Here is a 13561-nt window from a genome sequence, read left to right on the forward strand (position 1 = left end):
ATTTTCCTATGGGTAAACCTTAGGGGCTTTGGAGTAACTATCTGGCAAAAAGTTCCATCAGGGTCCCAAAAAAGTCCGCAGCTGCATTTTCATAGCCAGATCAAAGGATTTTACAGGCATACTCTGCCGACGCGCTCTGGGCATCAGGCTTTGCTATCTTCTTTGGCACCAGCATTTCCCGTTCTCTCGGAAGGTCATCGTTGGTGAAGTAGCGACGCTTCTCGCTGACCACGGCAATACCCCGTTGTTCCAGCACCTTTTGGGCTTGCTCCGAAGTCAGCGTTTTTTGCGTCAAGGTGCCGAGATTCATCTGAATACCTTCGCTCTTAAGCCGCTGCACCTCTTGCTCTATTGCCTGAAGTGTTGCCGGGCTCAGCAGCGACGGATCATGTTCGTACTGCATCTTTTCCAGCAGCGTCATTCCGGCCGGAATCGTCACCTGCCCCAGATCATACCCGCTGTTATGAATACCGTAAGTGATCCCTTTGTGCTGATCAGCCCTGCAGGCTTTGTGGTTCCGGTCTGAACAGACAATAATTCCGGCCTCCTGAGCTATTTTTCGTCGAACATTGTCGTCAATTAACTGGTCCATTCTTCGCATTGGCTCAATTGTCCATTCAAAGTTTTCAGAGATCTTTGCGCCATTGTCTTTGAGACCGTAGGCTTGGGTGTAGTTTTTTTTGCGCTGATCCAGAAGTGACCCGGTTACCCGCGCCAGATCAGCCGCACCGTGCATGGCGGCTTCCAGATGGCGTTGGAATTCACTCTTGTTGAAAGACCAGGAGCTAAACTCACCGGTCAGCTGCGATGGTAAGTCAAGACGTGTAGCGTCAAAACCCAGAGTTCGAGTCACTGTTAATCCCGGAAAATCAGCCCCGACCCCGCAACCACGGATAACATCCATGCGATCTGCAAAGCGTAATATGCGCAGATACCAGCGCACAGAGTCAGGCAGGTTCTGCTCCTCTTTACCCTTAACATCGTTTTCTTTGCTGACTATCGCTATTGCCATATCAGCCAGCAGCTTTTCAGGGTAGTGTCCGGCCAGGTCCCGTTTGAAATATTCAGCTGAACTTGTTTCTTCAACTGATTTGTCGACATCTTCGGCAGCCGCATCAAGGTAGATAATCGCCAGCGACAGAAGTTCTTTTTCTTGTTCTTTCAGGGAACACTGCTGAAATTTCTCCAGCAATTCCATATACCAGTGCCCATTATTCCTGGCCCGCAGGACATGACTGCAGCTGTGCAGGGGTTTCCACACGGTTGGTATGGTTTGCATGCCAAGTCTCTGGATCACCCGTTCCGGTCCCGGACGGCGGTAATAATGTTGCAATACCTTCAGAATGGTTTTTTCATTATCGCCGACATTATCGGGCAGGACTGGCGCTGTGCTGAAGGCGTCCACCACAAACTTTAATGCCGCTGGTGTTTCGGTTGCCAATGGTGTTGCCAGATTGTGAGAATCGTCCAGACCGAGAGATTGTCTCAGATCTTTGATGTCCTGCTGAGCCTGCCGGACACGCCTTGGCCAATTCTGGTAGAAAGGATATGTTTCCCGTTGCTCCCATAGTTTTTTGACCCATTTGACATAATCAGCCACGGAAAAATCATCAATGATATTTTCATCTTCTCGGCGATACATATCCAGATGGGATTCAAGACTATCCAGAACGTTTTTGTCCACGGCAACCTGGTAATGAAACAGGGCCAATAAGCTGAGCTGAATATGTTTGAGGGTTCTATTCTTCAGAGTTACCACATAATTTAATACCCTTGTCAGGCATTCCTGCCGTTGCAGTTTATTCTGACCACGGCAGATACGGTCAAATTCAACGACGCTACCCGGGCAGCCGGTCAAAGGGTACCATTTGAGATGTTCCAGAGTCAGGAACTCAAATGGAGCAGAGGCAGCTACCAAACAATTGAATATCCCAGCCGGGATTGCCGGTCCAAAGATACCCTCCATGCGCTCAATGAGATATACATACCCATCCAGCCTCGCACCGCTGCGCAGAAGCAACTGACATAAGCGCCGGGCTTCGTCCTCCTGTTTCCGGGTCTGATCGTGTTCTGGCCGCTCGTTTCTGCGTATTTCGGAGTCCAGCAGCATGCCAAGTAAAGATCGAACTCTTCCTTCATGAAAAAAACGCTGGTGAATTGGCAGGCCACTTTGTTTTAACTCCAGAAGCTCTTCATAACTGTAAAGAAAGGGATCACTGACCAGCTCGATGGCCTGTTGCTGTTTGTGTATGACATCCGGATCAACTGAGACGGTTGACTCCGAACTCAGTGCCTTTGCTCGCAAAGACATGGGCAGAAGATTCAGGATGTCTCTGAAATGATCTGGAGCCAGGCCCTGTGAAAACGCAAAATCATCCAGAGAACGCTCATTCCTGGTCAGATACAGACTGTCCAGCTCATCAGCAAAATAGACCTGTACAGAACCTGTGCGATGGCAATAAACAACCAGAGGCAGGGGGTCAATCTGCAATAAAAATTCACAGAGATACTTATCCCGCAGGATGTCGGAAATATTTGTTTTTGAATCGTTGTAAACGCAAAAGCATTGGATGTCTTTCTTGCGGTAATTAGTCAGCACCAGTTCAGGGTAATATTCCAGGTGGGAATAATTGCCAGTTTTCAATTTTGGTAAACTGAAGGTTCCGTCCGCTTGCAGATGTCCCGAGGTGAAACGCGGATAAACTCCCCAGGTAACCTTATTGGCATGCTCAATGAGTCCGTCGAACAATGATTGCCGATCAGAGAGTAGTTTTACATCCAGTTTATCCGCATCTGCGCCCAACTCCAGATACCGGGTGGTGGCATCACGTTTGTAAACGAACAGGCATTGGGGGTTAGTAATGCCCACCATCCATTCACCGCAATCATCTGGCAGGGGCATAGAGGGCATCATCTCTCCCGGCAGGGCGAGTGTGAAGGGTCTTGGTGCTCCCTTACCCGAGAAGTAATCGTTTTCTTCAGTCAATCTGATGCGCCGAAACGCCAGGCGTCCACTCTCAGCTGCCCGAAGTAGCTGTTGTCGTTCGGACTCCCTGGGATGAGGGGGTAGCAGCTTGCTGGTCGATTCACAGACTGACCATTGGCCAGAAGCCGTTACCGATTGGGTGTCAAAATTTATTGTAGGGCACAGGCTCTGAGAGGTTCCCGTTCCATGGGTAATATTCATGGCAATACTCCTGTAAGACTTATTACTTAACCATTTCCTGAAGGTAAACCTAAGAGTCTTTGGAGTAACTATCTGGCAAAAAGTTCCATTAGGGTCCCATTGAAGTTCGCAGCTGCATTTTTATAGCGAGATCAAAGGATTTTATCGGCCATCCTCTGCTGGCGAAGTCTGAGCATCAGGCTTCTCCATCTTCTTTGGCACCAGCATTTTTCGTTCCTTCGGGAAGCCATCTGCACCAAAGTAGCGACGCTGCTCGCTGACCACGGCAATACCCCGATCCTCCAGCACTTCCTGGGCCTTCTCCGAATCCAGCGTTTCCTGGGTCAGGGTGCCCGTATTCATCCGAATACCTTCGCTCTTCAGTCGCTGCACCTCTTCCTCTATTGCCTGAAGTGTTGCCGGGCTCAGCAGTGACGGGTCATGTTCGAACTGCATCTTTTCCAGCAATGTCATTGCGGCCGGAACCCTCACCTGCCTCAGATCGTACCAGCTGTTATGAATACCATAAGTGATTCCTTTGTTCTGATCCGCCTTGCAGGTTTGGTGGCTGGGGTCTGAACAGGTAATAATTCCGGCCTGTTTGGCAATTTTGCGGCGAACATTATCATCAATAAACCGCTCCATTCCTTGCACGGGCTCCGCTGTCCGGTCAAATTGCAGGGTGATTTTTTTGCCATCAGGCACCAGTCCGTAGACTTCGGTGTAGGGATTTTTGCGCTGGTCCTCAGGGTCCGTGGTTGTTACCTGCACCAGGTCAGCCGCACCGTGCATGGCGGCTTCCAGATGCCGTTGGAATTCAGTTTTGTGGTCAGGCTCGATGGTAAAATCCCTGGCCCACGGGTCCGGCAGGTCAAGATAGGAAGCGTTGAAAAACAGAGGCTGAGTCGCCAACCCGGGAAATTCAGGCTCAACGATATTGCGAGTAAATTCCATACAAACGGCAAAGCGTAATATACGCAGATACCAGCGCACGGTTTCAGACTGCTTCTGATCCGCTGCACCATCAATATCGTTTTTCATATTGACCATCGCCAGGGCGACCTCATCCAGTAGCTTTTCAGGGAAATGCCCGGCCAGGTCCTGTTTGAAGTAAACAGCTGACCTGGTTTTTACCGCCGATTTGTCGACATCTTCAGCTGCGGCATTCTGATAAATAATGGCCAGTGGCAAGAGACTTTTTTCGACTGGATTAAAAGAGTGAACCTGACATCGCTCCAGCAATTCCATATACCAGAGCCCATTATTCCTGGCCCGCAGAGCATGACTGCAAGGGTGTTCCTCTTTCCACGTTTTTTGAAAGAGTTTGTCCAGGCTGGCCATCACCCGCTCCGGTCCCGGGCGACGGTAATAATGCTGTAAAACCTTGAGGATTGTGTCTTCATTATCGCCAACATTATCTGGCAAGACCGGCGGTTTGCTGAATGCATCCACCATAAACTGTAACGCCGGTTTCACCGATGCGAAGCGATCGACCGGCAGATCGAGGGATTGTTTCAGTTCCTTGAGTTGCTGATTGGCCTTCTCGACATGTGCTGGCCAATTCCGGAAGAGGGGATGAGTATTCCGTTCATGCCAGAGTGTTTTAATCCATTCGATGTAACCAGCCACGGATAAATTACAAATAAGCGTTTCACCGCCATACAGCTTCAGATCGCTTCCAATAGAATCCAAAACGTCTTCGTCCAGGACAGCGCCGAAATGAAACAAGACTATCAGGAAGGGCTCCAGGGTATCCAGGGTTGTTTTCTTCTGATAAAGCCGGAGAAAAGATAATCCCTCTTTCAGGCAGTTCTGCCGTTGCTGATCATTGAACTTCTGGCAGATTCGGTCAAATTCGACAATGCCTCCGGGACAACTGGTCAATGGTATATTCCAAAGGTTTCGCAAGGTAAGGAACTTGAGTGGACCAAAGGCAGCCACCATATAATTGAACATGTCCGGTGGCACATAAAGTTGATCACAATCTCCCATCTGTTTGAAAAGGTGCCAGCCCCATGCAGTCATTATGGCCCCGCTCTTCAAAAGCAGCCTGAGTAATGGGGCAACTTCATCAACCCGGAATTCCGATGCCCGGTCATGCACATTGTATTTGACTACTACAGAGGTCAGGAAAATATCAAGCAGAGAAGTCATTTTTCCATCATGAAAAAAACAGCGGTGAATGGGCAAGCCTCTCTCTTTTAATGCCAGAAGTTTCTGGGCACTGTGAGGACAGGGATTACTCACCAGCTCGATGGCCTGTTGCCATTTATGTTGATCATCAGGCGGGATGGAAAATCCTGACTTCAGTGCCTCTGCTTGCAAATGCATTGGCAATAAATTCATTACCTTCATGATTTTGGATAAAGATTCGCCGGAAGGATCAAAACAATCCAGAGAACGCTCAATCAGGGCCAGATGTTCAGAGTCAAGTTCATCGTCATAACAGACCTCTGCAGACCCGGTTTCGCAGCAAAAAACAACCAGTGGCAGGGGCGGCAGGCTCAATGCCTGTTCACACTCACGCTTTTTCTGCAGAATATCTGAAATATTTCCAGGGACATCACTCACAACAAAAAAGCATTTGATGTCTGCTTTTCCACCGTTGGTGACCACGAGTTGCGGAGGGGGTACGGAGCCTCCGAAATATGCTGAAGCAGATTTGTGGCTATCGTATTTGAAGGGCTTCAGTTTTGGTAAACTGAACTTTCCGTCCGCCCCCAGATGTCCTGAGGTTAAACGTTTATAAACCTCCCAACCGGCTTGTTCTTGTATCTCTCTATCTTTTTCAGCCAAAGATTGCAGATCAGACAGAAGTTTTACCTTCAGTTTATCCGCCTCTGCGCCTTGTTTCAGCGGCCAGGTACCCGGATTTTGTTTGTAGACATACAGGCAATCCGGGTCGACGATGCCTACCGTCCATCGACCTGTCAGGTTCCCGTGTTGCAACCCCCGCAAGACAAGGTTAAAGGATTTTGGTGTGCCATTGCCGTTAAGGTAACTGGTTACTTCGGCTGGTTTAATTTTCCGAATCGCCAGACGCCCGCTCTCCGCCGCCTGGCGTAGTGCCTGACGCTCAATTTCTCTGGAAGGCCCCGGTAACTGTTTGGTCGGCTCGGTCGCTGTCCATTGGCCAGAGGCTGTTACCGACTGGGTGTTAGGGTTTGGTTGATGACAGAACCAGGAGGGGAGTTTTATGCCTCTGAAAATATTCATGATGATGCTCCAATAATCGTTATTATTTCCCCCTTCCCTGAGGAGGCTGTCGCAAAACTCTGGTTCCCGCCTTCACCCCCGTCATTCCCGATTTCATTCTCGTCATTCCCGATTTCATTCTCGTCATTCCCGATTTCATTCTCGTCATTCCCGATTTCATTCTCGTCATTCCCGCGAAGGCGGGAATCCACACTGACTCTCCACCAGAACCATACTGCCCGGTGTCCCCCTGGCCTTGTCATCCCCGAGAAGGCAGAGATCCACCGTTGGCGCTGGATTCCCGCCTTCGCGGGAATGACGACTTCAGAGCGTGAGAACGAGCTGTTGAAGTTTTGCGACACCCTCAGAGCGTGGGAACGAGTTCTTAGAGTTTTACGACAGCCTCTGAGAGCCGATACTCTTATTATTAGAGTGACTGATTGGTAAAAAAGTTCCGTCAGGATCTTATTGCCCGAAGCGGTATTCACCCATAGCGAGGTCAAAGGATTGTCCAAGGATTGTCCATGCCAACCTGTCGGCATGCTCTCAATCAGGCTTTACTATCTTCTTTGGCACCAGCATTTTTCGTTCCTTCGGGAAGCCATCTGCGCCAAAGTAGCGACGCTGCTCGCTGACCACGGCAATACCCCGATCCTCCAGCACTTCCTGGGCCTTCTCCGAATCCAGCGTTTCCCGGGTCAAGGTGCCCGTATTCATCCGAATACCTTCGCTCTTCAGCCGCTGCACCTCTTCCTCTATTGCCTGAAGTGTTGACGGGCTCAGCAGCGACGGGTCATGTTCGAACTGCATCTTTTCCAGCAGCGTCATTGCGGCCGGAACCCTCACCTGCCTCAGATCGTACCAGCTGTTATGAATACCATAAGTGATTCCTTTGTTCTGATCCGCCTTGCAGGTTTGGTGACTGGGGTCTGAACAGGTAATAATTCCGGCCTTTTTGGCAATTTTGCGGCGAACATTATCATCAATAAACCGCTCCATTCCTTGCACGGGCTCCGCTGTCCGGTCAAATTGCAGGGTGATTTTTTTGCCATCAGGCACCAGTCCGTAGACTTCGGTGTAGGGATTTTTGCGCCTGTCCCCAGGGTATGTGGTTGTTAACTGCACCAGGTCAGCCGCACCGTGCATGGCGGCTTCCAGATGCCGTTGGAATTCAGTTTTGTGGTCAGGCTTGCTGGTAAAATCCCTGGCCCACAGGTGCGGCAGGTCAAGGTCGGAAGTGTTGAAAAACTGAGGCTGAGTCGCCAACCCGGGAAATTCAGGCTCAACGATATGGCGAATAAAGTCCATATGAACGGCAAAGCGTAATATGCGCAGATACCAGCGCACGGTTTCAGACAGCTTCTGATCCGCTGTACCACCGATATCGTTTTCCATATTGACTATCGCCAGAGCGACCTCATCCAGTAGCTTTTCAGGGAAATGCCCCGCCAGGTCCTGTTTGAAGTAAACAGCTGACCTGGTTTTTTCTGCCGATTTGTCGACATCTTCAGCTGCGGCACCCTGATAAATAATGGCCAGTGGCAGGAGACTTTTTTCGACTGGATTAAAAGAGTGAACCTGACATCTTTCCAGCAATTCCATGTACCAGAGCCCATTATTCCTGACCCGCAGAGCATGACTGCAAGGGTGTTCCTCTTTCCACGTTTTTTGAAAGAGTTTGTCCAGATTGGCCAACATCCGCTCCGGTCCAGGGCGACGGTAATAATGCTGTAACACCTTCAGGATGGTGTCTTCATTATCGCCGACATTATCTGGCAAGACCGGCGGTTTGCTGAATGCATCCACCATAAACTGTAACGCTGGTTTCACCGATGCGAAGCGATCGACCGGCAGATCAAGGGATTGTTTCAGTTTCGCGATTTGCTGATTGGCCTCCTCGACATGTGCTGGCCAATTCTGGTAAAGAGTGCAGGTTTCCCGTTTCTTCCAGAGTTCTTCAACCCATTCGATGTAACCAGCCACGGATAAATTATCAATAAGCTTTGCATTGTCATGGTGATAGGTCTTCAGATCGCGTTTAAACGAATCCATAACATCTTTGTCCGGGATAGCCTCGTAACGAAACAAGGCCAGTAGCTGGGACTCCAGGGTATCGAGGGCTAGATTCGGATAAAACCGCTTACGAGATAATATCTCTATCAGGCAGATCTGCCGTTGCTGATCATTGTAGTTCTTGCAAATTCGGTCAAATTCAACGACGCCTCCCGAACAACGGGTCAATGGTATATTCCAGAGGTTTTGTAAGGTAAGGAACTTAAATGGACCAAAGGCAGCCACCATATAATTGAACAGGTACGGTGGCAAAGATGGTGAAGTACAACCTCCCATCTGTCTGATATGGTCCTGGCCCCATGCAGTCAGTCTGGCCCCGCTCTTCAAAAGCAGCCGCAGTAATGGGTCAACTTCATCAACCTGGAATTCCGTTGCATGGTCATGGGCATTGTATCTTTCTATTTCAGAAAACAGGAACAGATCAAGCAAAGAAGTCATTTTTCCATCATGAAAAAAACAGCGGTGAATGGGCAAGCCTCTCTCCTTTAATGCCAGAAGTTTCTGGGCACTGTAAGGACAGGGATTACTCACCAGCTCGATGGCCTGTTGCCATTTATGTTGATCATCCGGCGGGATGGAAAATCCTGACCTCAGTGCCTCTGCTTGCAAATGCATTGGCAATAATTTCATTCTGTCCATGATTTTTTCTATAGATATATTCCCGGAAGGATCAAAACAATCCAGAGAATGCTCAATCTGGGCCAGATGTTCAGAGTCAAGTTCATCGTCATAACAGACCTCTGCAGACCCGGTTTCGCAGCAAAAAACAACCAGTGGCAGGGGCGGCAGGCTCAATGCCTGTTCACACTCACGCTTTTTCTGCAGAATATCCGAAATATTTCCAGGGACATCACTCACAACAAAAAAGCATTTGATGTCTGCTTTTCCATCGTTGGTGACCAGCAGTTGCGGAGGGGGTACGGAGCCACCGCGACATAATGTACTAGGTTTGTGGCTATCGTATTTGCCGGGCTTCAGTTTTGGCAAACTGAACCTGCCGTCCGCCCCCAGATGTCCTGAGGTAAAACGTTTATATACCTCCCAACCGGCTTGTTCTTGTATCTCTTTATCTTTTTCAGCCAATGATTGCAGATCAGACAGAAGTTTTACGTTCAGTTTATCCGCCTCTGCGCCTTGTTTCAGCGGCCAGGTATCTGGATTTTGTTTGTAGACATACAGGCAATCCGGGTCGACGATGCCTACCATCCATCGACCTCTCAGGTCCCCGTGGGGCATCCCCTGCAAGGCAAGGGTATAGGATCTTGGTGTGCCATTGTCATTAAAGTAACTGGCTACTTCGGCGGGTTCAATTTGCCGAATCGCCAGACGCCCACTCTCCGCCGCCAGGCGCAGTGCCTGACGCTCAAGTTCTCTGGAAGGCCCCGGTAGTCGTTTGGCCGGTTCGGTCGCTGTCCATTGGCCAGAGGCTGTTACCGACTGGGTGTTAAGGTTTGGCTGATGACAGAGCCAGGATGGGAGTTTTATGCCTCTGAAAATATTCATGATGATGCTCCAATAATCGTTATTATTTCCCTCTTCCCTGAGGAGGCTGTCGTAAAACTCTGGTTCCCGCCTTCACCCCCGTCATTCCCGATTTCATTCTCGTCATTCCCGATTTCATTCTCGTCATTCCCGGCTTCATTCTCGTCATTCCCGCGAAGGCGGGAATCCACACTGACTCTCCACCAGAACCCTACTGCCCGGTGTCCCCCTGGCCTTGTCATCCCCGAGAAGGCAGAGATCCACCGTTGGCGCTGGATTCCCGCCTTCGCGGGAATGACGACTTCAGAGCGCGGGAATGACGACTTCAGAGCGCGAGAACGAGCTGTTGAAGTTTTGCGACACCCTCAGAGCGTTGGAACGAGTTCTTAGAGTTTTGCGACAGCCTCTAAGAGCCCATACTCTTATTATTAGAGTGACTGATTGGTAAAAAAGTTCCGTCAGGATCTTATTGCCCGAAGCGGTATTCACTCATAGTGTGGTCAACGGATTGTCCATGCCAACCTGCCGACATGCTCTCAATCAGGCTTTGCTATCTTCTTTGGCACCAGTATTTCCGGTTCTTGCGTAAAGCCAACGTCGCTACTAAAGTGGGGACGCTTCTCGCTGATCACGGCAATACCCCGATCCTTCAGCACTTTTTGGGCCTCCTCCGAATTCAGTGTTTCCCGGGTCAAGCTGCCGTGATTCATCCGAATACCTTCGCTCTTCAGCCGCTGCACCTCTTCCTCTATTGCCTGAAGTGTTGCCGGGCTCAGCAGCGACGGGTCATGTTCGAACTGCATCTTTTCCAGCAGCGTCATTGCGGCCGGAACCCTCACCTGACTGAGATCGTACCAGCTGTTATGAATACCATAAGTGATCCCTTTGTTCTGATCCGCCTTGCAGGTTTTGTGACTGGGGTCTGAACAGGTAATAATTCCGGCCTGTTTGGCAATTTTGCGGCGAACATTATCATCAATAAACCGGTTCATTCTCTGCACGGGCTCCGCTGTCAGATCAAATTGCATAGTGATTTTTTTGCCATCAGGAACCAGGCCGTAGACTTGGATGTAAGGATTTTCACGCTTGTCTAAAGTCGGCTTCCATGGGTGCTTGGTTTGCACCTGCACCAGGTCAGCCGCACCGTGCATAGCGGCTTCAAGATGCTGTTGGAATTCAGTTTTGAAGTCTTGCTCGCTGGCAGAATCGGTAGCCAAATGCGGTGGCAGGTCAAGGTCTGAAGCATCAGGAATCCGACGTTGAGCCATCGTCAATCCCGGAAAATTAGGGCTAACCCCTTTAGAGCGAATTTTGTCCATAAGAACAGCAAAGCGTAATACGTGTAGATAACAGCTTACGGATTCAGACAGGTTCTGCTCAGCTTTATCACCGGCCTTGTTTTTCATGTTGACTATCGCCAGTGCCATGTCATTCAACAGCGATTCAGGGTAGTGCCCGGTCAGGTCCCGTTTGAAGTAATCAGCTGACTTTGTTTTTTCCGCCGATCTTTCGACATCTTCACAAGCGGCCCCTTGATAAATAATGGCCAGCGGCAGAAGACTTTTTTCTTGTGGAGTAAAAGAATATGCCTGATATTTCTCCAGCAATTCCATATACCAGAGCCCATTATTCCTGGCCCGAAGCGCATGACTGCAGGAGTCATGTTTCCACGTATCCGGGAAGAAGTAGCCCAGGCTGGCAATCACCCGCTCCGGTCCCGGGCGACGGTAATAATGCTGTAACACCTTCAGGATGGTGTCTTCATTATCGCCGACATTATCCGGCAAGACCGGGGGTTTGCTAAAGGCATCTACCAAAAACTGTAACATCGGTTTTAACGATGCGTGGCGATAGTTCGGCAGATCCAGGGATTGTTTCAGTTTCGCAAGTTGCTCACGGGCCTCGGTGACATGTGTTTCCCAATTCCGGTATAGACTGTGGGTGTTGCGTTCCCACCAAAGACCTTGAACCCATTCGATGAAACCAGCCACGGATAAATTATCAATAACCCTCATGTTGTCATCGCAATGCGCCAGATCGCGTTTAACCCTATCCAGAACCTTATCGTCCAGGACAGCCCCGAAATGAAACAGGGCCAGTAAGTGGGACTCCAGGGTATCAAGGGTTGGTTTCTGAAAAAGTCGCTCACGAGATAACCCCTCTCTCAGGCAACTTTGCAATTGCTGATGATCGTATTCCTTGCAGATTCGGTTAAATTCAACGATGCCTCCCCAACAACTGGTCAATGGTATATTCCAAAGGTTTTGCAAGGTAAGGAACCTGAATGGAGCAAAGGCAGCCGCCATACAATCGAATAGGGCCGGTGGCATGAAAAGTTGACCATTTGATCCCATCGTTTTGATAATGGACAAGCCTCGTGCAGTCGGTATTGCCCCGCTCTTCAAAAGCAGCTTAAGTACTTGCAGAGCTTCGTCCTCCTGATCCGGAACGCTCTGTTCCCGGGGCTCGTTATTGAATCTTTTCAGCTCTGAAATCAGAAGCATATCAAGCAAAGAAGTAACCGTTCCTTCATGACAGAAACAGCGGTGAATGGGTAAGCCGCTCTCTTTTAATGCCGAAAGTCTCTGGCAACTGAAAGAACAGGGATCACTCACCAGCTCGATGGCCTGTTGCCATTTATGTTGATCATCCGGCGGGATGGTAAATCCTGACCTCAGTGCTTCTGTTTGCGTACGCATTGGCAACAAATTCATCATGCTCTTGAGAGTGTTAAAGCGTATATTCCAGAAAGACTTGAAAATATCCAGAGAATGCTCAACCAGGGCCAGATGTTCAAAGTCAAGTTCATCATCAAAACAGACCTCTGCAGACCCGGTGTGGTGGTCAAAAACAACCAGTGGCAGTGGTTCAATTTTCAGTGCCTGTTCACACTGCTTTTTTTCCTGCAGGATATCCGAAATATTTTTAAAGGTATCACCGACAACAAAAAAGCATTTGATGTCTGCTTTTCCATAGTGGGTGACTACGATTTCTGAACGCGCGGGGTGATAAAAATAAAGTGAAGTAGGCATAGATGCATCATATTTGTACTCATTCAGTTTTGGTAAACTGAACATCCCGTCCGGCTCCAGATGTCCTGAGGTAAAAGGAGGATAAATATCCCACCAGGTTCGTTCCCTTATCTCATCAGATTTTTCAGCCAATGATTGCAGATCAGGCAGTAGTTTTTCGTCCGGTTTATCCGCAGCTGGGCCATATTCCAGCCACTTGCTGGCGGCATTTTTTTTGTAGACGTACAGGCAGTTTGGATCGACGATGCCTACCGTCCATTTCTGCTCAGCTGTCCGGCTCGAGCAGGGCATCCCCTGTTGGGCAAGGGTAAAGGTTCTTGGTGTGCTATTGCTATCCAGGTAACTGGCTTCTTCAGCTAATTCAATTTGCCGAACCGCCAGGCGACCACTCTTTGCAGCCTCCAGCAGTGCTTGTCGCTGATCTTCTCTGGAAGGCGGGGGTAGGCGTTTGGTCGGTTCGGTGGTTGTCCATTGGCCAGACGCCGCTACTGACTGTGTGTGAGGGTTTGGCTGCGGGCGCAGGCAGGAAAAACAATTTATACCACTTAAAGTATTCATGATGTCACTCCAATAATAGTTGTTATTCTCCAATTCCCTGAGGGTGGATACGTTC

Annotated in this window: 6 protein-coding genes; all 6 read right to left on the reverse strand. The window is 49.4% G+C overall.

Going from position 1 to position 13561, the window contains the following annotated elements; translation table 11 throughout:
• Positions 1 to 100: 100 nt before the first annotated feature.
• Positions 101 to 3187 (reverse strand): hypothetical protein, encoded by a 3087-nt coding sequence (locus ACO6V5_RS24545; protein WP_422410336.1) that lies wholly within the window; start codon positions 3185 to 3187, stop codon positions 101 to 103.
• Between the two features lie 141 nt (positions 3188 to 3328).
• Positions 3329 to 6382 carry a hypothetical protein gene (locus ACO6V5_RS24550; RefSeq protein WP_422410338.1) on the reverse strand — a complete coding sequence of 1018 codons (3054 nt, stop codon included), beginning with the start codon at positions 6380 to 6382 and terminating at the stop codon, positions 3329 to 3331.
• A complete protein-coding gene (locus ACO6V5_RS24555) occupies positions 6379 to 6876 on the reverse strand; it encodes a hypothetical protein (protein ID WP_422442510.1) in 498 nt (165 codons plus the stop codon). The genes ACO6V5_RS24550 and ACO6V5_RS24555 overlap by 4 nt, the downstream gene beginning before the upstream one ends.
• A 31-nt stretch (positions 6877 to 6907) precedes the next feature.
• Positions 6908 to 9937: a hypothetical protein gene (locus tag ACO6V5_RS24560; RefSeq protein ID WP_422410342.1), complete on the reverse strand. Its 3030-nt coding sequence runs from the start codon at positions 9935 to 9937 to the stop codon at positions 6908 to 6910.
• Positions 9934 to 10107 carry a hypothetical protein gene (locus tag ACO6V5_RS24565; protein WP_422410344.1) on the reverse strand — a complete coding sequence of 58 codons (174 nt, stop codon included), beginning with the start codon at positions 10105 to 10107 and terminating at the stop codon, positions 9934 to 9936. The genes ACO6V5_RS24560 and ACO6V5_RS24565 overlap by 4 nt, the downstream gene beginning before the upstream one ends.
• 345 nt (positions 10108 to 10452) lie before the next feature.
• Positions 10453 to 13506 carry a hypothetical protein gene (locus ACO6V5_RS24570; protein WP_422410346.1) on the reverse strand — a complete coding sequence of 1018 codons (3054 nt, stop codon included), beginning with the start codon at positions 13504 to 13506 and terminating at the stop codon, positions 10453 to 10455.
• Positions 13507 to 13561 lie beyond the last annotated feature (55 nt).

This window comes from Endozoicomonas sp. ALD068 (assembly GCF_049310145.1).
In the GTDB taxonomy this organism is placed as follows: Bacteria; Pseudomonadota; Gammaproteobacteria; order Pseudomonadales; family Endozoicomonadaceae; genus Endozoicomonas_A.

Coding starts and splice junctions, on each gene's coding strand:
- ACO6V5_RS24545 (WP_422410336.1), bottom strand. CDS start 3,187: ATGAATATTACCCATGGAACGGGAACCTCTCAGAGCCTGTGCCCTACA.
- ACO6V5_RS24550 (WP_422410338.1), bottom strand. CDS start 6,382: ATGAATATTTTCAGAGGCATAAAACTCCCCTCCTGGTTCTGTCATCAA.
- ACO6V5_RS24560 (WP_422410342.1), bottom strand. CDS start 9,937: ATGAATATTTTCAGAGGCATAAAACTCCCATCCTGGCTCTGTCATCAG.
- ACO6V5_RS24570 (WP_422410346.1), bottom strand. CDS start 13,506: ATGAATACTTTAAGTGGTATAAATTGTTTTTCCTGCCTGCGCCCGCAG.